The 25,766-nt window shown below is 63.7% G+C and carries 20 protein-coding genes; 15 read left to right on the plus strand and 5 right to left on the minus strand.

Annotation, left to right across the window (positions count from 1 at the left end):
- Positions 1-24 precede the first annotated feature (24 nt).
- Positions 25-5,673, plus strand: coding sequence for an Hpt domain-containing protein (locus KBA32_RS03195; protein WP_294355187.1), 5,649 nt, complete (start codon positions 25-27; stop codon positions 5,671-5,673).
- On the opposite strand, the gene KBA32_RS03200 is transcribed toward KBA32_RS03195, so the two are convergent.
- Entirely contained in the window at positions 5,651-7,099 is a 1,449-nt protein-coding gene (locus tag KBA32_RS03200) for a deoxyribodipyrimidine photo-lyase (protein WP_294355190.1), read from the minus strand. The two genes, KBA32_RS03195 and KBA32_RS03200, sit on opposite strands and share 23 nt — an antisense overlap.
- A gap of 47 nt (positions 7,100-7,146) precedes the next feature.
- On the opposite strand from KBA32_RS03200, the gene KBA32_RS03205 reads away from it, so the two are divergent.
- Genes KBA32_RS03205 through KBA32_RS03225 form a run of 5 tightly spaced genes read left to right on the plus strand, consistent with a single transcriptional unit; the run spans position 7,147 to position 10,896 of the window.
- Positions 7,147-7,707 carry a YqgE/AlgH family protein gene (locus tag KBA32_RS03205; RefSeq protein ID WP_294355196.1) on the plus strand — a complete coding sequence of 187 codons (561 nt, stop codon included), beginning with the start codon at positions 7,147-7,149 and terminating at the stop codon, positions 7,705-7,707.
- The gene (gene ruvX, locus KBA32_RS03210) at positions 7,700-8,170 is read left to right on the plus strand and encodes a Holliday junction resolvase RuvX (protein ID WP_294355202.1); all 471 of its coding nucleotides are present in this window, start codon (positions 7,700-7,702) and stop codon (positions 8,168-8,170) included. Before KBA32_RS03205 ends, ruvX begins: the two co-directional genes overlap by 8 nt.
- Positions 8,160-8,666, plus strand: coding sequence for a bifunctional pyr operon transcriptional regulator/uracil phosphoribosyltransferase PyrR (gene pyrR, locus KBA32_RS03215; RefSeq protein ID WP_294355205.1), 507 nt, complete (start codon positions 8,160-8,162; stop codon positions 8,664-8,666). Before ruvX ends, pyrR begins: the two co-directional genes overlap by 11 nt.
- Complete coding sequence (locus KBA32_RS03220) at positions 8,659-9,618, plus strand: aspartate carbamoyltransferase catalytic subunit (RefSeq protein WP_294355208.1); 960 nt, start codon at positions 8,659-8,661, stop codon at positions 9,616-9,618. The genes pyrR and KBA32_RS03220 overlap by 8 nt, the downstream gene beginning before the upstream one ends.
- A 3-nt stretch (positions 9,619-9,621) precedes the next feature.
- Positions 9,622-10,896: a dihydroorotase gene (locus KBA32_RS03225; protein WP_294355210.1), complete on the plus strand. Its 1,275-nt coding sequence runs from the start codon at positions 9,622-9,624 to the stop codon at positions 10,894-10,896.
- Here KBA32_RS03225 and KBA32_RS03230 read toward each other — a convergent pair.
- From KBA32_RS03230 to KBA32_RS03245, 4 genes are read right to left on the minus strand one after another with little or no spacing between them, the layout of a single operon-like run.
- The gene (locus KBA32_RS03230; protein ID WP_294355214.1) at positions 10,893-11,183 is read right to left on the minus strand and encodes a DUF167 domain-containing protein; all 291 of its coding nucleotides are present in this window, start codon (positions 11,181-11,183) and stop codon (positions 10,893-10,895) included. The genes KBA32_RS03225 and KBA32_RS03230 overlap by 4 nt on opposite strands.
- A gap of 2 nt (positions 11,184-11,185) precedes the next feature.
- Positions 11,186-11,719, minus strand: coding sequence for a YggT family protein (locus tag KBA32_RS03235; protein ID WP_294355217.1), 534 nt, complete (start codon positions 11,717-11,719; stop codon positions 11,186-11,188).
- Positions 11,720-11,734: 15 nt separating this feature from the next.
- Positions 11,735-12,550, minus strand: a complete 816-nt coding sequence (gene proC, locus KBA32_RS03240) for a pyrroline-5-carboxylate reductase (protein ID WP_294355219.1) — start codon at positions 12,548-12,550, stop codon at positions 11,735-11,737.
- Positions 12,547-13,236 carry a YggS family pyridoxal phosphate-dependent enzyme gene (locus KBA32_RS03245; RefSeq protein WP_294355269.1) on the minus strand — a complete coding sequence of 230 codons (690 nt, stop codon included), beginning with the start codon at positions 13,234-13,236 and terminating at the stop codon, positions 12,547-12,549. Before KBA32_RS03245 ends, proC begins: the two co-directional genes overlap by 4 nt.
- A gap of 66 nt (positions 13,237-13,302) precedes the next feature.
- On the opposite strand from KBA32_RS03245, the gene KBA32_RS03250 reads away from it, so the two are divergent.
- The 9 genes from KBA32_RS03250 (at position 13,303) to hydG (ending at position 25,762) form a co-directional block, all read left to right on the plus strand.
- Positions 13,303-14,349, plus strand: a complete 1,047-nt coding sequence (locus tag KBA32_RS03250) for a type IV pilus twitching motility protein PilT (RefSeq protein WP_294355222.1) — start codon at positions 13,303-13,305, stop codon at positions 14,347-14,349.
- Positions 14,350-14,373: 24 nt separating this feature from the next.
- Positions 14,374-15,510 carry a PilT/PilU family type 4a pilus ATPase gene (locus KBA32_RS03255; RefSeq protein WP_294355225.1) on the plus strand — a complete coding sequence of 379 codons (1,137 nt, stop codon included), beginning with the start codon at positions 14,374-14,376 and terminating at the stop codon, positions 15,508-15,510.
- A 150-nt stretch (positions 15,511-15,660) separates the two neighbouring features.
- Positions 15,661-16,362: a 2-oxoacid:acceptor oxidoreductase family protein gene (locus KBA32_RS03260; RefSeq protein WP_294355228.1), complete on the plus strand. Its 702-nt coding sequence runs from the start codon at positions 15,661-15,663 to the stop codon at positions 16,360-16,362.
- Positions 16,355-17,608 (plus strand): transketolase C-terminal domain-containing protein, encoded by a 1,254-nt coding sequence (locus tag KBA32_RS03265; protein WP_294355230.1) that lies wholly within the window; start codon positions 16,355-16,357, stop codon positions 17,606-17,608. Before KBA32_RS03260 ends, KBA32_RS03265 begins: the two co-directional genes overlap by 8 nt.
- Positions 17,609-17,618: 10 nt before the next feature.
- The gene (locus tag KBA32_RS03270; protein WP_294355233.1) at positions 17,619-18,632 is read left to right on the plus strand and encodes a thiamine pyrophosphate-dependent enzyme; all 1,014 of its coding nucleotides are present in this window, start codon (positions 17,619-17,621) and stop codon (positions 18,630-18,632) included.
- Positions 18,632-20,251, plus strand: a complete 1,620-nt coding sequence (locus KBA32_RS03275; RefSeq protein ID WP_294355235.1) for an NAD(P)-binding protein — start codon at positions 18,632-18,634, stop codon at positions 20,249-20,251. The genes KBA32_RS03270 and KBA32_RS03275 overlap by 1 nt, the downstream gene beginning before the upstream one ends.
- Positions 20,252-20,499: 248 nt before the next feature.
- Entirely contained in the window at positions 20,500-22,527 is a 2,028-nt protein-coding gene (locus tag KBA32_RS03280) for an FAD-dependent oxidoreductase (protein ID WP_294355240.1), read from the plus strand.
- A gap of 6 nt (positions 22,528-22,533) precedes the next feature.
- Positions 22,534-24,348 carry a 2Fe-2S iron-sulfur cluster binding domain-containing protein gene (locus tag KBA32_RS03285; protein ID WP_294355243.1) on the plus strand — a complete coding sequence of 605 codons (1,815 nt, stop codon included), beginning with the start codon at positions 22,534-22,536 and terminating at the stop codon, positions 24,346-24,348.
- Between the two features lie 16 nt (positions 24,349-24,364).
- Positions 24,365-25,762 (plus strand): [FeFe] hydrogenase H-cluster radical SAM maturase HydG, encoded by a 1,398-nt coding sequence (hydG, locus tag KBA32_RS03290; protein WP_294355246.1) that lies wholly within the window; start codon positions 24,365-24,367, stop codon positions 25,760-25,762.
- Positions 25,763-25,766: the final 4 nt, after the last annotated feature.

Consider the following 25,766-nt stretch of genomic DNA (forward strand, 5'->3'; position numbering starts at 1 on the left):
AAAAATCGGAGATAGCGCCCCATCATGAATGCAGCGACAGAATTTGATGTCGGCCCGTTGACCTGGGTCAAGAGCGAGATCGATCTTGCTCTGGGGCGCGCCGATCAGGCGCTTGAGCAGTACGCGAAAAGCCTCGAGGCCGGTGAGGGCGACCTGACGCAAATCCGCTTTAGTCGTACGCACCTGCATCAGGTGCAGGGCGCACTGACGATCGTCGGACTCGACGGTGTCACGCAGTTTGCCGAAGCGCTGGAAGCGATGCTGCTGTCGATCGAGGAGCGGGCGTTCGCTGGAGATGCCGCGAGCATTGCGCTCGCGCATCGAGCCTTGGCCATGATCGGTCACTACCTCGATGGCCTGATCAATGGCCAGCCGAACCAACCGTTGCGCTTGCTCGCCGTCTATCGGGAGATCCAGGCGGCGCGCGGTCTGTCGCGGATCTCGGCGACCGATCTCTTCTTCCCCGACTTGTCGGCACGTCCACCCCGGCGCGACACGCCGGCGACGAAGCTGGCGCAGGAGGGGTTCCACAAACTCTTGCGTCTGGAGCGCGGTCGTTTCCAGCGGGGATTCCTTGCCTGGTTGCGTAATCCAAAGGACCGAAGCGGGCTGTCCGATATGCTGGCGGCGGTCCGCAGAATTGAAGATACACAGGAATCAGCGGCGGCTCGGTCATTCTGGTGGGTGGCGACAGGCTTCCTCTCGGCGCTTGCAGAGGGCGCGGTGCAGGATGAGGTCAATGCCAAGCAGCTCTGCGCACGCATCGATCTGCAAATCCGCCGACTGCTCGATGGCTCGAGGAACGTTGCCGAACGGCTGGTGCGCGATGCCCTTTACTTCGTAGCGACGGCCGATTCCAGCAGCGATGCTGTTCAATCGATCAAGAGCGCTTACCAGTTGCAGTCAGCGGTCCCCGGCGCGGATGCCGAGGCGCCGGTTCCGGAAGAGACGCTACGCAGGAAGCTGCGCGAGGTCATCACGAGCACGGAGGAGGCTTGGAACAAGTTCTGTGCCGGGAGTGCGCAGGCCTTGCCCTTATTCAGGGAGCATGCTAACGGCTTGTCGGCGCTTGTCGATCGGTTGGGGAACACGGATTTCCGCCGTCTGGCGCAGGCGATCGCGGCGGCGGCGAAGTGGCTGGCGGAAGACGGATCTCGTCATTCCGAAGCGCTGGCCATGGAAATTGCGACGGCCATCCTGCTGACGCAGAACGCGCAGGAAAACTTTCAGCGGCTCGGCAGTGATTTTGCGCATCAGGTGGACGTCACCGTTGCACGCATTCACGGCTGCATTGCAGGCAAATTGCCGCCACCCGGTTCGGAGATTCCCCTGCTTGACGAGATGTCCCGACAGGCGCAGGAAAAGCTGCTGATCGGACAGGTCGCCAAGGAAATCCAAAGCAATCTTGTTCAGATCGAGCAAGTCCTCGACGGCTTCTTCCGCGACGTGGCCAAGAGAAACGAGCTTGAGGGGCTCGATGTTCCCCTGAAGCAGGTGATCGGTGCGTTGACGATGATGCGCCAGGACGCGGCGGTTGCTGCCTTGCGCGACTGCGCCGACGAGATTCGTCGTTTTGTCGATACCGGATATGAACCGCAGGAAGCGGATTTCGAGCAGGTCGCCGATCGCCTGTCGATGATCGGCTTCTTCATCGATGCCATGCAGCACGGCGCCGCAGATTTCGCCGAGTTCTCGCGGCGAATGCAAGCGCATCTGGCCGACGAGCCGGAGGACGCAGAAGAAGTCGCCGCCGATGAGGTGAGCGTTTCGGTCGAGCAGGAGGTCGAGCAGCAGAAGGTCGAGGCGCGCGCATTGCTTGACGCCTTGAAAGCGCAGCCCGAAGACAGCCAGCTGCGCGAAGAACTCAAGAGCAACCTGACGGCGCTGAAGAACGATGCCGACCTGGTGGCTGATTCGTCGCTCGCAGAACAGGCCAAAGCAGTGCTTTCCGTTCTCGAGAGAGGCGGTGCCGCAGCGCCGCAACTCGAGCTGGCGATGGCTTCGCTCAAACCGCAGCAGGCCGACCTGCCAGCACCTTCGGCCGAGACGATCGAATTGTCGCAGGCAAGTACCGAGGAAATTGATGCCGAACTGCTCGATATCTTCCTCGAGGAGGCGAACGAGGTACTCGCCACGATCGACGAAAACACCCGGCTGCTGCAGGGTCAGACGCACAATGTCGAGTATCTGACGACCATTCGTCGCTCCTTCCATACGCTCAAAGGTAGTGGCCGGATGGTCGGGCTCAAGGACGTCGGCGAGGCCGCCTGGGCGGTGGAACAGACGCTCAACCTGTGGCTGCGCAAGGAACTCGAAGTCGGTACGGCGTTGCTCGACATGATTCGCCTCGCCTACTCGCTGTTCTCGAACTGGGTGCGTTTACTCGAAACCCGGGAAGGTGCCGCGCCGGATCCGACCGCCTTGATTGCCCTTGCCGAGTCGTTGCGCCTGAGTGGCGAAGAGGGGGGGGCGATTCCGCCGGTCGTCCAGGATCTTGCCCAACCGGCAGCGCCCGAACCTGCGCCGACGCAAGGTGGCGAGATCACGATTCCGGAATTCGGCGAAGCGCCGCAGAACGATCTCGATACCTTGGCGACGATCGTTGCGCAGGAAGGCGCCGAGATCATCACCGTTGATTTTTCGCCACTGGAAGCCCCTCTGGCCGCGAACGAAGACGACGGCTTCGGCATTCCCGAAGCGGACGAGCGTGGGCTCGCTGAAACGAGCGCACAAGAATCGCTGGCAATCGAAGGCGTCGGTCCGATTGCCGAGATGCTGGCCGAGCCGACGACCGCATCGCCTGCGGGTGAGGTGCAGGACATACCTGTACGACCGCACCAGACGGTCACCATCTCGCCTGTGCTGTACGAAATCTTTTCGGAAGAGGCGAGTGGACATCTTGCGACGTTGCAAAAGGAACTCGCCGCCCTCGAGCGGAACGAGCTGTTGCCGACGCCACACGCGATGTACCGGGCAGCACACACGCTGGCGGGGATTTCGGCTACCGTTGGCCTGGATCCGATCAACCGTCTTGGTCTGGCACTCGAACACGCCTTGTTGCGGCGTGACAACTCGGCGCAGCGTGCCAGCGCCGAAGCGATTGCCACGGTCGCCTGCGCGATCGGCGAGCTGAACGCGATGCTCGAGACGGTGACCCTCAAGCGGGTGCCGGACGAGGCTGGCGAACTCGTTGGCTCGCTGGACGCACTCTATCCGGTCGTGACCCTTTCGGCGCCAGCCGCACCGGCGGATTCGGCCGAACCGGAAGTCCTGGCGGAAGCAGCCGCAGGAGCCGGACCGGATGCCGCGAAACCCGAGGCGGCAACGCCGTCGGCACCGGTCGACAGCATTCCGCAATTGCCCGACGAAATCGACGAGCAGTTGCTGCCGATCTTCCTCGAGGAAGCGCTCGACCTCAGTCAGAGCATCGCCGCGCAGATGCGCGCGTGGCGCAGCGATCCCGCCAGTGCCGAGCCGGTGCGTACGCTGGCCCGCCTCCTGCATACGCTCAAAGGTAGTGCGCGCATGGCCGGCGCAATGCGCCTGGGTGAAATTACGCATGCGATCGAGACGCGCGTAGACGAAGCGAGCCGCTCCGGCGCTGTGACGCTGGAGACTATCGACGAAATTCACGCGTCGCTCGACGCCGTACAGCAGATCATCGAACGCCTGCAAAGCGGCGAATCGCTGGCGCAACCGCTGGCGACCACGCCCGAGCCGGACGCAGTTCCGGTACCCTCGGCTGTCTCCGCCGCGGCGACGCCTGCCGAATCAGGCGCCGTCTCAACGCAGGCAGAGCGCCGGGCGGATCGTGCGCGTATCGCGGAAGTGGAGGCGGAAGCCGACCCGACGGCGCAGCGATCAACGCTGCGTGTTCGCTCCGATCTGGTTGATCGCTTGGTGAATGAGGCTGGCGAGTTGTCGATTGCGCGTTCGCGGATCGAAGGCGAGATGCGCAGCCTGAAGGAGTCGTTGCTCGACTTGACGGAAAACGTCATTCGTCTGCGTCGCCAACTGCGCGAGATCGAAATTCAGGCCGAATCGCAGATGCAGTCGCGGACGGCGCAGGCCGACGAACATCATGCCGGCTTCGATCCGCTGGAGTTCGACCGCTTCACCCGCTTCCAGGAATTGACGCGGATGATGGCCGAGTCGGTCAACGACGTGGCGACCGTTCAGCAGAATCTCCTGAAGAACCTGGACGACGCCAACGCGGCGATCATCGCCCAGGCGCGTCTGAACCGCGAGGTTCAGCAGGAATTGATGTCCGTGCGCATGGTCCCTTTCGGCAGCCTTGCCGATCGCCTCTACCGTATCGTCCGCCAGACCTCGAAGGAGCTGAACAAGCGCGTCAATCTTGAAATCAAGGGTAGCCAGGTCGAACTCGACCGCAGCGTGCTGGACAAGATGGCTGCGCCGCTCGAGCACTTGCTGCGCAATGCCGTCGTGCACGGTGTCGAGGACCGCGAGACGCGAGTGCAGCAGGGCAAGCCGGAGATCGGCGAAATCTCGCTCGCCCTCAAGCAGGAAGGCAACGAAATCATCCTCAGTTTTGCCGACGACGGTGCCGGCCTCGATTTCGAGCGGATTCGCGCGCGCGGTATCGAAGCGGGCCTGCTGCAGGCCGATGAAGAGGTTGATGCCGAACGCCTGGCGAACCTGATTTTCACGCCCGGGTTTTCCACCGCGTCAGAGGTGTCGCAAGTTGCCGGCCGCGGTGTCGGCATGGATGTGGTGAAAACCGAGGTCGGCAGCCTTGGCGGCCGGATTGAAACGCTCTCCACGCAGGGGGGGGGGACGGAGTTTCGTCTCTACATTCCGCTGACGCTTGCCGTAACCAAGGCGCTGATCGTGCGCGCGGGCGGCAAGCGCTACGCGATTCCGTCGGTGATGATCGAGCAGGTGCTCGATCTGAAGGAAGCTGCGTTGAGCCGTATTCGCGAAGCGGGAACCGCCGAATGGATGGGGCACCACTATCCGTTCAGCTATCTGCCGCATCTCCTCGGCGAGCAGCAGGCGTTGCCGGAACAGCGCCGACAGTACTGGACGCTCCTGTTGCGCAGCGGCGATCGGAGAATTTCCGTCCAGGTCGACGAGTTGATGGGCAACGAGGAAATCGTCGTCAAGAACATTGGCCCGCAGCTAGCGCGTGTGGTCGGCATCAACGGTGCCACGGTGCTCAGCGGTGGTCAGGTCGTTCTGATCCTCAATCCGGTCGCACTGGCTAGCCGTGCACGGAGCATCGAACCGCAGAACCATTTGGCAGCGATGCCGGAGGCTGCCGAGGTTTCGACGTTGCCGACGGTCATGGTTGTTGATGATTCGCTGACCGTGCGCAAGATCACCGGCCGCTTGTTGGCGCGCGAAGGCTATCAGGTGCTGCTGGCGAAGGACGGCGTCGAGGCGCTGGAGCAACTGCTCGACATCGTCCCGGACGTCATGCTCGTCGATATCGAGATGCCGCGCATGGACGGCTTCGATCTAACCCGCAACGTGCGCGCCGACGAGCGCCTGAAATCGATACCGATCATCATGATCACGTCGCGCACGGCCGAAAAGCACCGCACCTACGCGTTCGAGATCGGCGTCAATCACTACCTCGGCAAGCCGTATCAGGAAGACGAACTGCTCGGCCTCGTCGCGGACTACGTCACGAAGCAACGGCACGTTTGACGATGGCGTAGCGGGCCAGTGTCGCTCGCCGCGCCGCGTCGTGTTCGACGATCGGGGGCGGCGTGTCGCGTCCAACAATCACGCCGCATGCCGATTGCAGGCTGGCGTCCATCATCCACGGCGCGTGGATATACCGGTCCGGTACGTTGGCGAGTTCGGGCAGGTAGCGGCGGATGAAACGACCGTCGGGGTCGAAGCGCTCCGATTGCGTTATCGGATTGAAAACGCGGAAGTACGGCCGTGCGTCACAACCGCTCGATGCGGCCCATTGCCAACCTCCATTGTTGGCCGACAAGTCAAAGTCGTTGAGGTGCTGGGCAAAGTACGCGTCGCCGCGTCGCCAGTCGATGCCAAGATCTTTGGTCAGGAACGAGGCGACGACCATGCGCAGGCGGTTGTGCATGTAGCCGCGTCTGTTCAGCTGTCGCATGGCGGCGTCGACCAGCGGATACCCCGTTTCGCCGTTGCACCAGGCGGCGAATTGCGCGTCGGCGAGCGCGCCTTGCTCCCACTCGATCGCATCGTGCTCGGGCTTGAATGATCGTTCGACCACGTGCGGAAAGTGGTCGAGGATCATGAAGTAGAACTCGCGCCAAACCAGCTCCGAGAGCCACGTGGCTGCACCATTGTCGCTCTGCGCCGCGCCGCGGGTGAGCGCCTGCGCGACCAGTTCCCGGATCGAGATCGTGCCGAAACGGAGATGCACTGAGAGATAAGAAACGCCCTTGATCGCAGGATAGTCGCGCCGCTCGGCATAGTGCGCGATGCGCCTTAAGAAGTCGTCGGCCAGACCGCGTGCACCGCGCATGCCGGGCGTGATCCCGAGGCTGCCGAGGTTTGTCGGCTGGAAACCGAGTTCGCGCAGCGATGGCAGTGCGTTGAGACCGGCTGGTTTGGCCAGTGTGCCGTGCTCGGAGAGATGGGGCGCCAGATCGTCGTCGGAGAGGCGCTTCAGCCAGGCGCGCTTGTAGGGGGTAAAAACCGTGAAGGGATTGCCGGCGAGCGATAACACCTCGGGCCCGTCAAGGATCACTTGGTCCTTGAAGCACTCGAAGCCGATGCCGTGGCGCTCCAGTTCGGCCGAGACGCGCGCGTCGCGGGCTTTTGCCTGCGGCTCGTAGTCACGGTTGGCGAACACGGCGTCAACGCCGAGTTCTCGCGCTAGTTGGGGGATTGCGTCTACTGCGCGTGCGTGCCTGACGATGAGGCCTCCGCCGCGTCGCTGAAAAGCCAAGTCGAGTTCGGCGAGCGAGCTGTGAATGAATTCGACACGGCGGTCATGCGCGTTCGGCAACGCGTCGAGAATGTCGCGGTCGAAAACGAACGCGCAAAACACCGAACGCGCTCGGCGCAGGGCCGCGCTGAGCGCGGCATGATCGTAGTCGCGCAGATCGCGCCGGAACCAGACGAGGACGGAGTCGAACATGGATTACCTTTGTCTGAGTCGCATGCGGCGTTTAAAATAGGTCGGCTATGCAAAGCATGAATCTCACCAATCATTTTCTCATCGCCATGCCGGCGATGGATGACCCTTATTTTTCCGAGTCGCTGATCTTTATCGCCGAGCACAACGATCAGGGCGCATTGGGTTTGATCGTCAATCGTCCGATCGAACTCAACCTCGCTGCGCTGTTCGAGAAGATCGACGTGGCGCTGGAAGCCGCGGATGTTGGCAAGCTCCCGGTGTACTTCGGCGGCCCGGTGCAGACCGATCGCGGCTTTGTCCTGCATCGCCCGCTCGGCAACTGGCAATCGACGCTCGCTGTGACGCCCGAGCTTGGGCTCACGAGTTCGCGCGACGTTCTCCAGGCGCTGGGCCACGACGGCGAACCCGGCGAGATATTGGTGACGCTTGGGTACTCCGGCTGGGGGGCAGGGCAGCTCGAGCACGAGCTGGCGCAGAACGCCTGGCTGACGGTGCCGGCGAATCTCCACATTCTCTTCGAGTTGCCCTTCGAGGAGCGCTTGCCGTCGGCGCTGGAGGCGCTCGGCGTCGATTTTGCCAACCTGTCCGGGATGGCTGGGCATGCCTGAGGCGCCTGTTCGCCAAGCCGGCACCATTCTGGCCTTCGATTTCGGGGTGAAACGGATCGGCGTCGCGGTCGGCGAATGGCCGCTGGCGCAGGCGCACCCGCTGACGACGATTCACGGTGAGGCCAACGCCGTGCGCTTTGCCGCGATCGAGGCCCTGCTCAAGGAATGGCGGCCGGTTTCGCTCGTCGTCGGCCTGCCCCTGGCGCTCGATGGCAGTGCGCACGAGATGACGGCGCGTTCCACCCGCTTTGCCAACCAGTTGCGCGGCCGCTTCGGTCTGCCCGTCGATTACGCCGAAGAGCGCCTCAGTTCGGTCGAGGCCGAGGGGCGTTTGCGCGCCGGCGGCCATAACGCCAAGAGCGCGCGCGAACACGTCGACGCGCTGGCCGCGCAGATCATCTTGCAGTGTTTTTTTGAACGATTTTCCGAAGAATCCAGGAACCCAGCCTACCATGTTGCCTAACCAACTCCCGGACGCCGAAGCGCAGTGCGTCGAACTTGCCAATCTCATTCGTCCGCAACTGCAGCCGAACACCGTGCTCGTCGGCATCCATAGCGGCGGCGCCTGGGTCGCACGCCGGCTGCGTGAACTGCTCGGTCTGGAGGGCGAAGTCGGGCTGATCGACGTTTCGTTCTATCGCGACGATTTCGGTGAAAAGGGGCTGCATCCGCAGGTGAAACCGACGTCGATCCCCTTCGACGTCGAGGATCGGCCGATCATCCTGGTCGACGACGTCCTCTACACCGGGCGCACGACGCGCGCCGCGATCAACGAGTTGTTCGATTACGGACGCCCCGCCAACATCAAGCTCGCCGTGCTCGCCGACCGCGGTGGGCGGGAGCTGCCGATCTGCGCCGAGTTCTGCGCCTGGCAGGCTGAACTTGACGACGCCGAGGAGCTTGTTCTGGTGCCGGCTGAAGATGGCCGGCTGCAATGGAGGTGCGACGGCCATGCATAACCCGCAACTCAACGCCAACGGCGAACTGGCGCATCTCCTATCGATCGACGGCCTGCCGCGCTCGATCCTGACGCAGATCCTCGATACGGCGTCGAGCTTTCTCGAAGTCTCCGACCGCGACGTGAAGAAGGTGCCGCTTCTGCGCGGCAAGAGCGTCTTCAACCTGTTCTTCGAGAATTCGACGCGTACGCGCACGACCTTCGAAATCGCTGCCAAGCGCCTTTCGGCCGACGTCATCAACCTCGACGTCGCGCGTTCGTCGACGGCCAAGGGCGAGACGCTGCTCGACACCATCGACAATCTCGTCGCCATGCACGCCGACATGTTCGTCGTCCGCCACGCTTCGTCCGGCGCGCCCTACCTGATCGTCGAACACCTGCGCCGCCTCGGGCGCTCCGACGTGCACGTGGTGAACGCCGGCGACGGCCGGCACGCGCACCCGACGCAGGGCTTGCTCGACATGTACACGATCCGTCACTACAAGAAGGATTTTGCCAACCTCACCGTCGCCATCGTCGGCGACATCCTGCATTCACGCGTCGCGCGTTCCGACATTCATGCGCTGACCACGCTCGGTGCCGCCGAAGTGCGCGCCGTCGGTCCGCAGACCTTGCTGCCGACGGCGATCGAGAAAATGGGCGTGCGCGTCTGCCACGATCTCAAGGAGGGGCTCGCCGGTTGCGACGTGGTCATCATGCTGCGCCTGCAGAACGAGCGGATGAACGGAGCATTGCTGCCCTCGGCGCGCGAGTACTTCAAGTGTTACGGCCTGACGCCCGAGATGCTGGCGCTGGCCCGGCCGGACGCCATCGTGATGCATCCGGGACCGATGAACCGCGGCGTCGAGATTGCCTCGGAAGTCGCCGATGGCGCGCAGGCCGTCATCCTTCCGCAGGTCACCTTCGGTATCGCGGTGCGCATGGCGGTCATGAGTATTCTGGCGGGGAACTGAGTAATGCAAGATCAAGTGAAGAAAATAAGGGTACATATCCAGGGCGGACGGGTCATCGATCCGAAGTCGGGCTTCGACGCCCTTGCCGACCTCTATATCGCCGATGGACTCATCGCTGCCATTGGCGCGCGGCCTGAGGGATTCGAGCCCGACACCGTCATCGATGCAAGCGGCAGGATCGTCTGCCCAGGCTTGGTGGACCTGTCCACTCGCCTTGGCAGTCTTGGCTCGGAACTCGCAGCCGCCGTTGCGGGTGGCGTGACCGCCGTCGCCTGTCCGCCGGACACCAATCCGCCGCTCGACGAACCGGGGCTTGTCGAACGCCTGGTGCGGCACAGCGAAGCGCTCGGTCTGGCGCGCGTGTTTCCGATCGGTGCGCTGACCCAGCAGCTGGCCGGCGAGAAACTGTCCGAGATGAACAGCCTGGCGCGTGCGGGCTGCCTTGCTTTCTCGCAGGCCAAGGAGCCCATCCTCGACACGCAGATCCTGTTCCGTGCCATGCAGTATGCAGCGACCTTCGGCTACACGGTCCATCTGCAGCCCGAGGATCACTACCTCGCGCGCGACGGCGTCGCACACGACGGCGAGGTTGCTTCGCGCCTCGGACTTGCCGGGATTCCGGTCTGCGCCGAGACGGTGGCGATCTCCACCGCGCTGCAACTCGCCGGCGAAACCGGCGCGCGCTTGCACTTTGCGCGTCTGTCGTCGGCGGCCGGTGTCGCGCTGGTGCGCAAGGCCAGGCAGCAGGGTGCGAAAGTCAGCTGTGATGTGGCGGTTCATCACCTGCATCTGTCGGAGGTCGACATCGGCTATTTCGACAGCCACGCGCGCTTCGATCCGCCGCTGCGCTCGGGTGCCGACCGCGCGGCCTTGCGCGAAGCCGTCGGCGAGGGCTTGGCCGCGGTCTGCTCGGATCACTCGCCGGTCGACGAGGATGGCAAGCTGCTGCCGTTTGCCGAGGCGGTCCCCGGGGCGACCGGTCTCGAGTTGCTGTTGCCCTTGACCCTGAAACTCGCCGAGGAAATGAAAATCCCGTTGGTCGCGGCGCTGGCGCGTGTGACCTGCGACCCTGCGGCCGTCCTCGGTATCGACGCCGGGACGTTGACGGTCGGCAAACCTGCCGACATTTGTGTTTTCGATGCACACGAACCTTGGCGCGTTCTACCCGATGCGCTGAAAAGCCAGGGCAAGAACACGCCGTTCATCGGCTACGAGATGGCCGGCCGCGTCAGTGCGACGCTGGTCGGTGGTCGCCTCGTTTTCGCGCGCCAGGGTTAGTCAGGCAGCAGCCGCTGTGCCGTATCGCGCGGCGCGGCGCTGATTTCCAGAACCTTGCGCCGCGACGTCTGGCCGCTCTTGAGCGAAACCGCCGATTTGGCGAGATCCAGCCGCTCGGCGACGAAGTCGACCAGGGCTGCGTTGGCTTTGCCGTCGACGGGCTGCGCGGCGAGGCGAATCTTCAGCGCGTCGCCATGCAGGCCGGCGACCTCCGTTTTCTTGGCACCGGGTTGTATGTGCAGGGTCAGCGTCGTGCGTCCGCCGCTTTCCCTGAGCCAATCCGCCATCGTCAAATGAAGATGAGGATGACCTGCGCCAGCAGGATGGCAACCAGCGGCGACAGATCGATGTTGGCGATCGGCGGTACGACGCGCCGGATCGGGCCGAGGAAGACCTGCGTGATCTGATTGATCGGCCGGCCGATGGGCGAGTAAGGATTGACCCAGGAGAGCACGGCTTGCACGATCAGGAGGCCGATCAGCAGATAGATGCTGGTACGCAGGAGGGCGCGCAGGGCGCCGAAGAGGATAACGACGACGGGCACATCCGGCCCCGCCTGCAGGGCGACGGCGGCAAACAGAACGATGACCTGCAGCAGGTAGGCTGGCAGCAGGCTCGACAGGTCGAGACCGAAAACGCCGGGAATAACCTTGCGCAAGGGCAGGACCAGCCAGTTGGTCAGCTGCACGACGAAGGCGCCGATCTGGTTGCTGAACGAAACCCGGAAGAGCTGCATGAAGAAGCGCATCAGCAGCAGGATCGACAGGAACTCGGCGAGGGATTTCAGCAGGAAGAATCCGGCTTGATTGATAAGGTCGAACATCGGATGTGTTGTCGTTCAGTCGTCCTTGCCCAGCAACTCGCCCAGCTCGGCACCGCGTGCGTTGGCGGCCATCGCACCGGCGACGATGCCTTCCTTGACCATGCATTCGGCCATCGCGCGCAGCGCGGCTTCGGTCGTGCCACCTTTGGAAGTGACGCGTTCGCGCAGGATGCTGGCCGGCTCCTCGGACTGCGCGGCCAGACGGGCGGCGCCGAGCGTCGTTTCGATCGACAGCTGACGTGCCTGCTTGGGCGTGAAGCCGAGTTCCATCGCCGCCTGTTGCAGCGCCTCGATGAAGAGGAATACGTAGGCCGGACCGCTGCCCGATATCGCGGTCACCGCGTCGATCTGCGACTCGAGGTTGACCCAGACGGTGCTGCCGACTGCGTTCAACACGCGCTCGGCCCCAAGGCGTTCGGCTTCGGAGACGCTCGGCAGCGCATAGAGTCCGGTGACGCCCGAACTGATCAGCGCCGGCGTGTTCGGCATGGCGCGCACCAGCCGATCGTGGCCGCCCAGCCAGCGCGACAGTGCGTCGAGGCGCAGGCCGGCAGCGATGCTGATGACCAACTGCGTTTTCAGGTACTTCTTGACCGCCAAGCAGGCGTCGCGCATCTGCTGCGGCTTGACCGCCAGGACCAGCGCGTCGCAATGCATCGAGACCGGGTCCGGCTCGGCGTAACAGCGCACGCGGTACTCGCGTTCGAGGCGTGCACGGTTCTCGGCGTTGATTTCGATGACGGCGATTTCGCTCGGCGGAATACCGTTGTTCTGCAAGCCGCCGATCAGCGCGCTCGCCATGTTGCCGCCACCCAGGAATGTAATTTTCATGCCTTGTTTCTTTCACCAAAAATTGCGGTGCCCACGCGCACCATCGTTGCGCCTTCGGCGATCGCCGCTTCGAGGTCGTGCGACATGCCCATCGACAGCGTGTCCAGCGACAGACCTTCCTTGTTCAGTCTCTCAAAAACTCCACGTACGCGACGAAACGCTGCTCGCTGCCTGGCAAAGTCATCGACCGGTTCGGGAATGGTCATCAACCCGCGTAATTGGATATGTGGCAACTCGGCCACACCGTGTGCCAGCGCTGACGCCTCATCCGGCGAAACGCCGCTTTTCGATGTCTCGCCAGAGACGTTGACCTGAATACAGACTTGAAGTGCCGGAAGACTGTTCGGTCGTTGCCCGGACAGACGTTCGGCGACTTTCAGCCGGTCGATCGAATGCACCCAGGCGAAGGTCTCGGCGACCGCGCGCGTCTTGTTGCTTTGCAGTGGCCCGATGAAGTGCCAGTCGAGATCGAGCGCGACGAGCGTTCTGGCCTTGTCTACGCCCTCCTGGACGTAGTTTTCGCCAAAGGATCTTTGTCCAGCCAACGCCGCTTCGCGCACGTCCGCAGCCGGCCAGGTCTTGCTTACCGCCAGCAGCGAAATGTCATCCGGATTCCGCCCGAATTGCCGCGCCGCGGCTTCAATACGCGCGATGACGGCTTGCAGGTTGGCGGAAATTGTAGTCATAATCGGCCGTTCGTATAACTTTTGAAGTATAGCACCGGCCCTGACCGCCGCTGAGGATGAACTCCGATGGACATAACCGAACTCCTTGCCTTCAGTGTAAAAAACAAGGCGTCTGACCTGCACCTTTCGTCGGGGTTGCCGCCCATGATTCGCGTGCATGGCGACGTACGGCGCATCAACCTGCCGGCCATGGAGCACAAGGATGTGCACGCCATGGTTTACGACATCATGAACGACGGTCAGCGCAAGCACTATGAAGAGACGCTTGAGTGCGACTTCTCGTTCGAGATTCCGAATCTCGCGCGTTTTCGTGTCAATGCCTTCGTGCAGAACCGGGGCGCTGCGGCGGTCTTCCGGACGATTCCGTCCAAGGTGCTGACGCTCGAGGATCTCGGGGCGCCCAAGATCTTCAAGGACATCGCCGAGTATCCGCGTGGTGTCGTGCTGGTCACCGGACCGACCGGCTCCGGCAAGTCGACGACGCTCGCGGCGATGGTCAATCACATCAACGAGAACGACCACGCGCACATCCTCACCGTCGAGGACCCGATCGAATTCGTGCACGAATCGAAGAAGTGCCTGATCAACCAGCGCGAGGTCGGGCCGCACACGCTGTCGTTTTCCAACGCCTTGCGCTCGGCATTGCGCGAAGACCCGGACGTGATCCTCGTCGGCGAAATGCGCGACCTCGAGACGATCCGTCTGGCGCTGACGGCGGCTGAAACCGGCCACCTGGTATTCGGCACGCTTCACACCTCCAGTGCGGCGAAGACGATCGACCGCGTGGTCGACGTGTTCCCGGCGGCGGAAAAGGAAATGGTGCGCTCGATGCTCTCCGAATCCTTGCGCGCGGTTATTTCGCAGACGCTGCTCAAGACCAAGGACGGCGCGGGGCGGACGGCGGCGCACGAGATCATGATCGGCACGCCGGCGATCCGTAACCTGATCCGGGAAAACAAGGTGGCGCAGATGTATTCGGCGATCCAGACCGGTGCGCAGCTCGGCATGCAGACGCTCGACCAGAATCTCCTGGACCTCGTTCGCCGCAATATCGTTTCCGCGGCCGAAGCGCGTGCTCGGGCAGCCAACAAGGATGCTTTCCCCGGGGCGTGAAGCACCGGCAAAGAGAGGTAAATCATGGAACGCGATCAGGCTCTAAAATTCATGCACGACCTTCTGCGCCTGATGTCGCAGAAAAACGGGTCCGACCTTTTCATCACCGCCAACTTTCCGCCGGCGATCAAGGTCGACGGCAAGATCATGCCGGTCTCAAACCAGGTGCTGGCGCCGACGCATACGGCGGAGCTGGCGCGGGCGATCATGAACGACCGGCAGGCGGCCGAGTTCGAGTCGACCAAGGAGTGCAACTTCGCCATCTCGCCGTCGGGCATCGGGCGCTTCCGCGTCAATGCGCTGATCCAGCAGGGGCGCGTTGCGGTCGTCTGCCGCACGATCAACCTGACCATCCCGACGCTCGACGAGCTCGGCTTGCCCTCGGTGCTGAAGGACATCGCCATGACGAAACGCGGTCTGGTGATCTTCGTCGGCGGCACGGGTACCGGCAAGACGACGTCGCTGGCCGCGCTGGTCGATCATCGCAACAAGAACAGCCACGGCCACATCATCACGATCGAGGATCCGATCGAATTCATTCACGACCACAAGGGCTGCATCGTCACGCAACGCGAGGTCGGCGTAGACACCGACACCTGGGAAGCCGCCCTGAAGAACACCTTGCGTCAGGCGCCGGACGTCATCCTGATGGGCGAAATCCGTGACCGGAATACGATGGACTACGCCGTGGCCTTTGCCGAGACCGGCCACCTTTGTCTGGCGACGCTGCACGCCAACAGCACCAACCAGGCGATCGATCGCATCATCAACTTCTTCCCCGAAGAGCGGCGCCATCAGTTGTTGATGGACCTCTCGCTGAATCTGCGTGCGCTCGTCTCGCAGCGCTTGCTGCCGAAGAAGGACGGCAAGGGGCGCGTCGCGGCGATCGAGATCATGCTCAATTCGCCGCTGATTTCCGACCTGATCTTCAAGGGCGAGGTGCACGAGATCAAGGAGATCATGAAAAAGTCGCGCGAACTCGGCATGCAGACCTTCGACCAGGCACTCTTCGACCTCTACGAGGCCGGACGTATTACTTACGAAGATGCGCTGCGCAACGCCGACTCGATCAACGACTTGCGCCTGCACATCAAGCTGCACGGCAAGGAGTCGAAGGATCGCGATCTCAGCTCCGGGATCGGGCACCTCGAAGTGGTGTAGTCCGCAGGTTCGAGTCGTTCATGCCAAGTAAAACGGCCGCGATTTTCGCGGCTGTCTTGCGTTTACGGCGCGGATTCGAGGGGTGGGCTGACTCAGCCGTTTTGTCCACATTGAGCGATCTGAAACGCTATCTCAGTATCCGCAAGGATATTGGTAGAATTATTGGTTCCAGAGTTTCATCTATTAGTTCCGCAATCACATCAAGTGATCAAGCGGACCCATTCCGGGAACTCACGAAGAGGAGCACACATGTTCGAGGTACGTATACACGGCCGAGGCGGCCAGGGCGTTGTGACCGCGGCAGAGATGCTGTCGATCGCAGCATTTGAGGAGGGGCATCACGCGCAAGCGTTTCCAAGTTTCGGTTCCGAGCGGACCGGAGCGCCGGTGGTGGCTTTTTGCCGCATTGCCGACAAGGAGATCCGCTTGCGTGAACCGATCATGCAGCCTGATGCACTGATCATTCAGGATCCGACGCTGCTGCATCAGATCGACGTCTTTGCCGGGTTGAAGAAAAACGGCTTCATCCTGATCAACACGACCAACACATTCGAAGAGTTGGGACTGAGCGACTTCGTTCGCGACTTCCCGGCCGATCGGCTGTGCACGCTGGCGGCGACTGCACTGGGGCTCAAGCACGTCGGTCGCCCGATGCCGAACGTGCCGTTGCTCGCCGGCTTTGCCGCGCTCTCCGGCAGCATTAAGCTCGAATCCGTCTGCCTGGCGATCAACGCCAGGTTCTCGGGCAAGGTCGCGCAGGGCAACGTCGCCGCCGCGACCGAGGCTTACGAGACGGTACGTGCCCAGGTCGAAGGCGTACAACTCGCTCGCCAGGAGGTGGCCCATGCTTAAGCAGATGGAAGGTTCACACGCCGTCGCCAAGGCCGTCGCGCTGTGCCGGCCGGAAGTGATTTGCGCCTACCCGATTTCGCCGCAGACGCACATCGTCGAAGGCATCGGCGAGATGGTGAAGTCGGGCGAACTGCACGACTGCGAGTTCATCAACGTCGAGTCCGAGTTCGCCGCGATGAGCGTCGCCATCGGCTCGTCGGCCGCGGGCGCGCGCACCTACACGGCGACCGCGTCGCAGGGTCTGCTGTTCATGGTCGAGGCCGTCTATAACGCCTCCGGCCTCGGTCTGCCGATCGTGATGACCGTCGCCAACCGCGCCATCGGTTCGCCGATCAACATCTGGAACGACCACTCCGACTCGATCTCGCAGCGCGACAGCGGCTGGATCCAGATCTTCGCTGAGACCAACCAGGAAGCGCTCGATCTGCACATCCAGGCTTTCAAACTGGCCGAGGAACTGAGCCTGCCGGTGATGGTCTGCATGGACGGCTTCATCCTGACGCACGCCTACGAGCGCGTCGATATGCCGACACAGGAGCAGGTCGACGCCTTCCTGCCGCCGTACGAGCCGCGTCAGGTGCTCGACACCGACGCACCCGTGTCGATCGGTGCAATGGTTGGCCCCGAGGCCTTCACCGAGGTGCGCTACCTCGCCCACGTCAAGCAGATGCAGGCGCTCGACCTGATCCCGAAGCTGGCCGGCGAGTTCAAGACGGTTTTCGGGCGCGATTCCGGCGGTCTGGTGCGCTCCTATCGCACCGACGATGCGGAAACGATCGTCGTCGCGATGGGCTCGGTGCTCGGCACGATCAAGGATACGATCGACGAGATGCGCGATGCGGGCGTCAGGATCGGCGTGCTCGGCGTCATCTCCTTCCGCCCCTTCCCGCTCGAAGCCGTGCGCGCCGCGCTCAAGAACGCCAAGCGTGTCGTCGTTCTCGAGAAGACCTTTGCCGTCGGCATCGGCGGCATCCTGGCGACCGACGTGCGCACCGCGCTGGCCGGCATCCAGCACGCGAGCTACACGGTCGTCGCCGGTCTCGGCGGTCGCCCGATCCTCAAGAAGTCCTTGCACGAGATGCTCGACAAGGCCGGACGCGACGAGCTCTCGGGCCTCACCTTCCTCGATCTCGACTGGAAGGTGGTGAACAAGGAACTCGAGCGCGAACGCCAGAAGCGCCGTTCGGGGCCGATCGCGGAAAACATCCTGCGCGACGTGAACAACGTCGCCGCGCACGGCGTTTGAGGAGCAGACCATGAGCTATCAACCGATCAAGTTCTACCAGACCGGCACTTTCACCGTCGGCAACCGCCTGCTCGTGCCCGAAGAGCGCAGCGTGCAGGCCGACATGGAGCGCACCAACTCGCTGAACTCCGGCCACCGCGCGTGCCAGGGCTGCGGCGAGGCGCTCGGCGCGCGTTACGCGATCGATGCGGCGATGCACGCGACCAACAACCAGCTGATCGCCGCCAACGCGACGGGCTGCCTGGAAGTGTTCTCGACGCCGTATCCGGAAACCTCGTGGCAGATTCCGTGGATTCACTCGCTGTTCGGCAACGCGCCGGCGGTCGCCACCGGTATCGCGGCGGCGATCAAGGTCAAGCGCCAGAAGGGCGTGATGAACGACGTGCGCGTCGTCGCCCAGGGCGGTGACGGCGGCACCACCGACATCGGCTTCGGCTGCCTCTCCGGCATGTTCGAGCGCAACGACGACGTGCTCTACATCTGCTACGACAACGGCGGCTACATGAACACCGGCGTCCAGCGCAGCTCGGCGACGCCGCCGGCGGCACGCACGGCGACCACCATGCCGGTCGGCCCGGAGCCGGGCAACGTCTTCGGCCAGGGCAAGTTCCTGCCGGCGATCGCCATGGCGCACGAGATTCCCTACGTCGCCACGGCGACCGTCGCCGACCTGCGCGACCTCGAATACAAGGTCCGGCGGGCGATGACCTTCCGCGGTGCACGCTACATCCACATCCTCGTGCCCTGCCCGCTCGGTTGGGGATCCGCTTCGCACGACACCTTGCGTCTCTCAAGGCTGGCCAAGGAAACCGGCGTCTTCCCGGTGTTCGAGGCCGAGCACGGCGAACTGAAGACGTCGACCAAGATCCGTCGTCTGCTGCCGGTTGAGGAATACCTGCGTCCGCAGAAGCGCTTTGCCCACCTGTTCGGCAAGACGCCGGCCGTCGACACGATTGCCCGCCTGCAGGCGCTGGCCGATAAAAACATCCGCAGATACGATCTGCTCAGCAAGGAGGCGTACTGATGAAGCCGTTTGCCATCACACTCGATCCCGGCTCGTCGCTCGCCAACCGCACCGGCTCCTGGCGCACCGAGCGGCCGGTCTATCTCGACAAGCTGCCGCCGTGCAACAACCAGTGCCCTGCCGGTGAGGACATCCAGGGCTGGCTGTTCCACGCTGAATCCGGCAACTACGAAAAGGCCTGGCAACACCTGACCAGGGACAACCCCTTCCCGGCGATCATGGGCCGCGTCTGTTACCACACCTGCGAAGGCGCCTGTAACCGCGGGCAGCTCGATTCGCCGGTCGGCATCAACTCGGTCGAACGCTTCCTTGGCGATGAGGCGATCAAGCGGCGCTGGAAGCTGGCCGAGCCGACGAGCGAATCCGGCAAGCACGTGCTGATCGTCGGCGCCGGCCCGTCGGGCATGTCGGCGGCGTATCACTTGCGCCGGCTCGGCCACCAAGTGACGGTGTGCGAAGCCGGCCCGCTGATGGGCGGCATGATGCGCTTCGGCATTCCGAAGTACCGCCTGCCGCGCGAAGTGCTCGACGCCGAGATGCAGCGCGTCGTCGATATGGGCGTCGAGGTCAGGCTCAACACCAAGGTCGACAACATTCTCGAAACGATGCAGGAAGGCCAGTTCGACGCCGCCTTCCTCGCCGTCGGCGCGCACATCGGCAAGCGCACCAACATCCCGGCCGGCGCCGTTTCGAAGATCGTCGATGCTGTCTCGGTGCTGCGCAGCATGGAGGGCGAAGAGAAGCCGATGCTTGGGCGCAAGGTCGTCGTCTACGGCGGCGGCAACACCGCGATCGACGTCGCGCGCACCGCCAAGCGCATGGGCGCCGAGCCGATCATCGTCTACCGCCGCACGCGCGACAAGATGCCGGCGCATGACTTCGAGGTCGAGGAGGCGATGCAGGAAGGCGTGATGATCAAGTGGCTGTCGACGATCAAGCAGGCCGGCGAATCGAGCATCACGATCGAGAAGATGGAGCTTGATTCCTCGGGCTTTCCGCAGCCGACCGGCGAAATCGAAACGCTGGAAGCCGACTCGGTCGTGCTGGCGCTCGGTCAGGACGTCGATCTCGGCCTCCTGAACGGTGTGCCGGGGCTGGAGGTGACCGACGGCGTGGTCAAGGTCGATGCCAACATGATGACCGGCCACGCCGGAATCTTCGCTGGTGGCGACATGGTGCCGGCCGAGCGCAACATCACGGTCGGCGTCGGGCACGGCAAGAAGGCGGCGAAGAACATCGACGCCTGGCTGCGCGGGACGACCTACGTCGCACCGCCGAAGCACCAGCTGGCCACCTTCGAGAAGCTCAACACCTGGTACTACTCGGATGCTCCGAAGACCGTGCGGCCGACGCTCGACATCATCCGCCGTCAATCGACGTTCGAGGAAGTGCAGGGCGGGCTCGACGAGAGCACGGCGCTGTTCGAGGCGCGCCGCTGCCTGTCTTGCGGCAACTGCTTCGAGTGCGACAACTGCTACGGCGTCTGTCCGGACAACGCGGTGATCAAGCTCGGGCCGGGCAAGCGCTTCGAGTTCAACTACGACTACTGCAAGGGCTGTGGCCTGTGCGTGGCCGAGTGTCCGTGCGGCGCGATCAACATGGTGCCGGAGAACCGCTGAGCGATTCGGCTGTCACGAAGTCGCGGCAGGAAGAGGGCGGGTTTCCCTGGTCGGGATTCCCGCCCTTTTTGTTAATAAATCACTTTTTGTTATGGATAATAAGTTTAGCTTTAAATAAAGATCCTTCACTCCTACACTGAAGGGACAAAAACAGCCCTGCGTTGTCGCGACGCGGGCGACCAATAGCACTAGCCGAAGCGTTGTTCCACGTCACACAGGTTGCACTCGGGTTGATTCGGGGGGTGGAAGTGGCTCATTCAGTGTATGGGGTCTGGGACGGGAAGGTTCACGATTTCCGTTCTCAAGGATCGGCCGGTTTTGAAGTAGCCCTGGCCGGGCTCGACGATTTCGCGCCGGACAATCCGACCAAGGCGTTCATCGCCAATCGTGGTTTCCTTGTCCTTGATCCGGATATTTCGCTCGCCGGAGCGCTCTGTCAGTACATGAGCCACGCGGCCGGCGAATCCTGCGGCCGGTGCACGCCGTGTCGCGTCGGCACGCAGCGCATGCGCGATCTGTTGAAAGGCGTCGTCAACGGTTCGGCCCCCGCCGGCGTGTTCAAGGAACTTGAGGAGCTCGCCGAGCAAGTGAGCAGCACGTCGCTGTGCGGGCTGGGACAGAGTTGCGCACGTGCGCTGCTCGACGCGCTGCGCAACTTTCGCGACGAGCTGAGGCCGCTGTCGCCGGCGCAGGCGGTTTTCCAGCACAGCTTTGCCTACACGACGGCGCCGTGCATCGAGGCGTGCCCGTCGAAGATCGACGTGCCGAAGTACATCGACGGCGTGAAAGGCGGCAAGTTCGACTTCGCGCTCGGCGTCATTCTCGAAAAATACTCGATGGCCGCCACCTGCGGACGCGTCTGCGTGCGCTTCTGCGAGGACGCCTGCCGCCGCGCCGGGGCCGAAGGCGCGGTCGGCATTCGCATGCTCAAGCGCTACGCGGCCGACCAGGCGTTGGCCAACGATCGACTCAAGTTCACGCGGCCGGCCGTGCAGCACAAGCAGCGCGTCGCGGTGATCGGCGCCGGTCCGGCCGGGATCACCTGCGCCTACAAGCTGCTGCTCGACGGCTTCCAGGTCGACGTCTTCGATGCGCAGCGATCATCGGGCGGGATGGCGTCGATCGGCATCCCGAGCTATCGGTTGCCGAAGGATGTGGTCAAGGCCGAGAGCGAAGACATCATCCGCCAGCTCGGCGGCAACTTCTTCTACGGCAAGGTGCTCGGCCGCGACTTCGCGCTGGATACCTTGCTGGCGAGCGGCTATGACGCGGTGTTTCTCGCCTACGGCGCCAGCCAGGGAGCGACGCTCGGCGTGCGCAACGAGGAGCAGAAACCGGAGGGCTACACCTCGGGCGTCGACTTCCTGCTCAAGGTGCACAAGCATGTCGAATACGGCGAGCCGTTCGCGGTCGAGGGCGACGTGGTCGTCGTCGGCGGCGGCAACGTGGCGATGGACTGCGGGCGTTCGGCGCGGCGCATGGGGGCGAAATCGGTGCATCTCGTCTACCGGCGCACCGTCGACGACATGCCGGCGGCACACGATGAAGTCCACGCGGCGCAAGAAGAAGGCGTCATCTTCCACTGTCTCGTCAATCCGTCGGCGCTGGTCATCGAAAACGGCCGGCTGCAAGGCGTCGAACTCGTACAGATGCGCCAGACCGAAGTCGACGCCAAGGGCCGGCGCGGCGTCGAGCCGATTCCTGGCAGCGAATCGTTCATGAGGTGCGATCTCGTCATCGCGGCGATCGGCCAGCAGGTCGACAAGAACGCCCTGCAGCCGGAAGAAGGCGTCGCGCGCGACCGCTGGAACTGCATCACGGTCGATCCCGATACGCTGGCAACCACGCGCCGTGGCGTCTTTGCCGGCGGCGACTGCGTGCTCGGGCCGCAGACGCTGGTCAATGCGCTTGATCATGGCGAACGGGCGGCGGCGAGCATCCGCGACTACCTCCTGCACGGCGAGATCCGCCTAACGCCGGCGTTCCGCATGCAGAAGCTGCTCGCCAGGAACCATCTGCTTGACGGCGAGTGCCTGAACAACCCGGTGCTGCAACGGCCGCGCCTGCCGGTTCCCGAACGCGACGCCGGCGAGCGCATCGCGAGCTTCGCCGAAGTCGACGGCGTGCTGGCCAAGGAGGATGCCTACGATGAGGCGCGGCGCTGCCTGCGCTGCTATCGCATCTATTCGATCGTGACCGCGAAGTCGTTGAAGAACGGCAACGGAAATGGGCACGCCGCGGCTCACGAACAGCCACTCACAGCCATTGCGGGGTAGTCATCCATGTACGCCAACATCAACGGCCGTGAAGTCGAATTCAGTGCCAACGAAACGATCCTCGACGTCGCGCGCCGCAACGACGTTCATATCCCGACGCTGTGCGAACTCCACGACATCGACCACGCGCCTGGGACATGCCGTGTCTGCCTCGTCGAGGTGCACGCAGGGGCGCACGCCGGTGACGACCCGACGCCGCGCTATGTGACGGCCTGCGACACGCCGATGGTTGAAGGCTCGAACGTGATGACGCGGACGCACAAGGTGCAGGCGATGCGCCAGCTGCAGATGGAAATGACCATGGCCGACCATCGCCAGGATTGCGCCACCTGTCCGCGCACCGGGCGCTGCGAGCTGCTGGTCGCGGCCAACTCGGTTGGCCTGAAGCAAGTGCGTTTCCGCTACACCGAGGGCTGGAAAGACCTGCCGCCCGACACGGGTAGCCAGCCGATCATCTACGACCGCAGCCGCTGCATCCGCTGCGCGCGCTGCGTCGCCGTCTGTCGCAAGATCCAGGACGTCGACGCGCTCGAGCTCTCGGGCTGGGGCAACACCGCCGGCGTCCGGCTCAAGGGCGGATCGGTCGACGCTTCGCCGTGCGTCACCTGCGGTCAATGTGTCATGGTCTGCCCGACCGGCGCCTTGTCCGAGCGCGACCAGACGCAGGAAGTGCTCGATTACCTCGCCGACCCGGACATCGTCACCGTGTTTCAGACGGCGCCGGCGATCCGCGTCGGCTTCGGCGAGGAGTTCGGCCTGCCGCCCGGCTCCAACGTCGAGGGGCAGATCATCGCCGCGCTGCGCAAACTCGGCGCCGACGTGATCCTCGACACCAACTTCGGCGCCGACGTGGTGATCATGGAGGAAGGCACCGAACTGCTCGGCCACCTCAAGGCGAAGAAGCGCCCGACCTTCACCTCGTGCTGCCCGGCGTGGATCAACTTCGCCGAGAAGCATTACCCGGAGGTGCTGCCGATGCTGTCGACGACGCGCTCGCCGCAGGCGGTGATGGGCAAGGTCGCCAAGACCTATCTGGCGCGAAAGCGCGGCATCGACCCGAAGATGATGCGCATGATCTCGATCATGCCGTGCACGGCGAAGAAGGGCGAGGCGGCGCGCGAACAGCTCACGACCAACGGCATCCCGGACGTCGACATCGTGCTGACCATGCGCGAATTCGCCCGCCTGCTGCGCCGCGAGGGGATCAACTTGAAGCAGCTCGAACCGTCGACCTACGACGATCCGCTGATGAGCGAGTACTCCGGCGCCGGCGCGATCTTCGGCACCACCGGCGGCGTCATGGAGGCGGCGGTGCGCACCATGTACTACGTGGTCAACGGCAAGGAGCTGGAGCACGTCGAGGTGGCGCAGCTGCGCGGCTTCGAGAACGTGCGTTCGGCGCACGTCAATCTCGGCGGCGAATTCGGCGAGATCAAGGTCGCCATGTGCCACGGCCTCAAGGGCACGCGCAAGCTGGTCGAGGCGGTGCTCGACGGCTCGGCGGATTTCGACTTCATCGAGATCATGGCCTGCCCGGGGGGGTGCGTCGACGGCGGCGGCACGCTGCGTTCGAAGAAGGCCTATATCCCCTACGCGATGAAACGGCGCGAGACGATCTTCGACATCGACCGCACCAAGGTGCGCGTGCGCCAGTCGCACAACAACCGGCAGGTGCAGAAGCTCTACGCCGACTACCTCGAAAAACCGCACTCGGAAAAGGCGCACCACATGCTGCATACGCACTACACGTCGCGTCCCTGCGGCGTGGAAGCGAACGTCCAGGCCGAGTGGGACGAGATCGACGCGCAGGGCAAGCGCTGACGCGGAGAGCTTCGAGATGACGCAACAGCAGACAAGCGATTGGCTCAACGCCGGTACGGTCGACGACATCCTGCACAGCGCGGTGCGTGACGACGGACGAATTCGCGAGGTGCTGCAGAAGGCGCGCGAACTCAAGGGCCTCGACATGGCCGACGTCGCGGCGCTCTGCCACATCGCTGCGCCTGAGCAGATCGAGGAGCTGTTCGCCACGGCGCGCCGCGTCAAGGAAGAGATCTACGGGCATCGCATGGTGCTCTTCGCCCCGCTCTACATCTCCAATGTGTGCGGCAACGAATGCACCTACTGCGCTTTCCGCGCGTCGAACAAGGCGTTGAAGCGTACCGCGCTCGACATGGAAGGCATCAAGCGCGACACCGCCGAGCTGGTCAGGCAGGGGCACAAGCGCCTGCTGCTGGTGGCCGGCGAAGGCTACTCGGCGGCCAACGGCGGCTTCCGGTACGTGCTCGACGCCATCGCCGCCGTCTACGACGTGACCGACGCCAGCGGCAACATCCGCCGCCTCAACGTCAATCTCGCGCCGTTCGACGTCGACGAGTTCCGCCAGCTCAAACAGGCGGGCATCGGCACCTACCAGCTCTTTCAGGAAACCTACCACCGCCCGACCTATGCCGCGGTACACACCGTCGGCAAGAAGCGCGACTACGACTGGCGGGCGACGGCTCTCGACCGCGCGATGCATGCCGGCATCGACGACGTCGGCATGGGCGTGCTCTTCGGCCTGCACGACTGGCGCTTCGAACTCCTCAGCCTGATGCAGCACATCGCCCATCTCGAGGAGGTGTTCGGCGTCGGCTGCCACACGATCAGCGTGCCGCGCATCGAACCGGCCGATCATTCGGACGTCTCGCTGGCGCCGCCGGCGCCGGTCAGCGATCTCGACTTCAAGAAGATCATCGCCATCCTGCGGCTCGCCGTGCCCTACACCGGGCTCATCCTGTCGACGCGCGAATCGGCGGCGATCCGGCGCGAATGCTACGCGCTCGGCGTCTCGCAGATCTCGGCCGGCAGCCGGACCAATCCCGGCGGCTATAGCGGTGAGGAATCGGCTGCCGGACAGTTCCAGCTCGGCGACCACCGCTCGCTCGACGAGGTCGTGCATGAACTGTCGACGATGGGCTTCATCCCCTCGTTCTGTACGGCGTGTTACCGGCTCGGCCGTACCGGGCAGGATTTCATGGATCTCGCCAAGCCCGGCCTGATCAAGCTCAAGTGCGATCCGAACGCGGTGACGACCTTCCAGGAGTACCTGATCGACTACGCCTCGGAATCGGCGCGTTGCGACGGCGAGAGAGCCATCGATGGCGAACTCTCCGGCATGAGCGCCAAGGCGCGAAAGACTTCCGAACGCATGCTCGCGCGCATCCGCGACGGCCGGCGCGACGTCTACTGCTAGGCCG

The sequence above is a fragment of the Propionivibrio sp. genome, from assembly GCF_017995515.1.
GTDB lineage: Bacteria > Pseudomonadota > Gammaproteobacteria > Burkholderiales > Rhodocyclaceae > Propionivibrio.

Coding starts and splice junctions, on each gene's coding strand:
- ruvX (WP_294355202.1), top strand. CDS start 7,700: ATGCCTGAGGCGCCTGTTCGCCAAGCCGGCACCATTCTGGCCTTCGAT.
- KBA32_RS03270 (WP_294355233.1), top strand. CDS start 17,619: ATGAGCTATCAACCGATCAAGTTCTACCAGACCGGCACTTTCACCGTC.
- KBA32_RS03220 (WP_294355208.1), top strand. CDS start 8,659: ATGCATAACCCGCAACTCAACGCCAACGGCGAACTGGCGCATCTCCTA.
- pyrR (WP_294355205.1), top strand. CDS start 8,160: ATGTTGCCTAACCAACTCCCGGACGCCGAAGCGCAGTGCGTCGAACTT.
- KBA32_RS03195 (WP_294355187.1), top strand. CDS start 25: ATGAATGCAGCGACAGAATTTGATGTCGGCCCGTTGACCTGGGTCAAG.
- KBA32_RS03235 (WP_294355217.1), bottom strand. CDS start 11,719: ATGTTCGACCTTATCAATCAAGCCGGATTCTTCCTGCTGAAATCCCTC.
- KBA32_RS03285 (WP_294355243.1), top strand. CDS start 22,534: ATGTACGCCAACATCAACGGCCGTGAAGTCGAATTCAGTGCCAACGAA.
- proC (WP_294355219.1), bottom strand. CDS start 12,550: ATGAAAATTACATTCCTGGGTGGCGGCAACATGGCGAGCGCGCTGATC.
- KBA32_RS03225 (WP_294355210.1), top strand. CDS start 9,622: ATGCAAGATCAAGTGAAGAAAATAAGGGTACATATCCAGGGCGGACGG.
- KBA32_RS03205 (WP_294355196.1), top strand. CDS start 7,147: ATGCAAAGCATGAATCTCACCAATCATTTTCTCATCGCCATGCCGGCG.
- KBA32_RS03255 (WP_294355225.1), top strand. CDS start 14,374: ATGGAACGCGATCAGGCTCTAAAATTCATGCACGACCTTCTGCGCCTG.
- hydG (WP_294355246.1), top strand. CDS start 24,365: ATGACGCAACAGCAGACAAGCGATTGGCTCAACGCCGGTACGGTCGAC.
- KBA32_RS03230 (WP_294355214.1), bottom strand. CDS start 11,183: ATGGCGGATTGGCTCAGGGAAAGCGGCGGACGCACGACGCTGACCCTG.
- KBA32_RS03250 (WP_294355222.1), top strand. CDS start 13,303: ATGGACATAACCGAACTCCTTGCCTTCAGTGTAAAAAACAAGGCGTCT.
- KBA32_RS03200 (WP_294355190.1), bottom strand. CDS start 7,099: ATGTTCGACTCCGTCCTCGTCTGGTTCCGGCGCGATCTGCGCGACTAC.
- KBA32_RS03265 (WP_294355230.1), top strand. CDS start 16,355: ATGCTTAAGCAGATGGAAGGTTCACACGCCGTCGCCAAGGCCGTCGCG.
- KBA32_RS03245 (WP_294355269.1), bottom strand. CDS start 13,236: ATGACTACAATTTCCGCCAACCTGCAAGCCGTCATCGCGCGTATTGAA.
- KBA32_RS03275 (WP_294355235.1), top strand. CDS start 18,632: ATGAAGCCGTTTGCCATCACACTCGATCCCGGCTCGTCGCTCGCCAAC.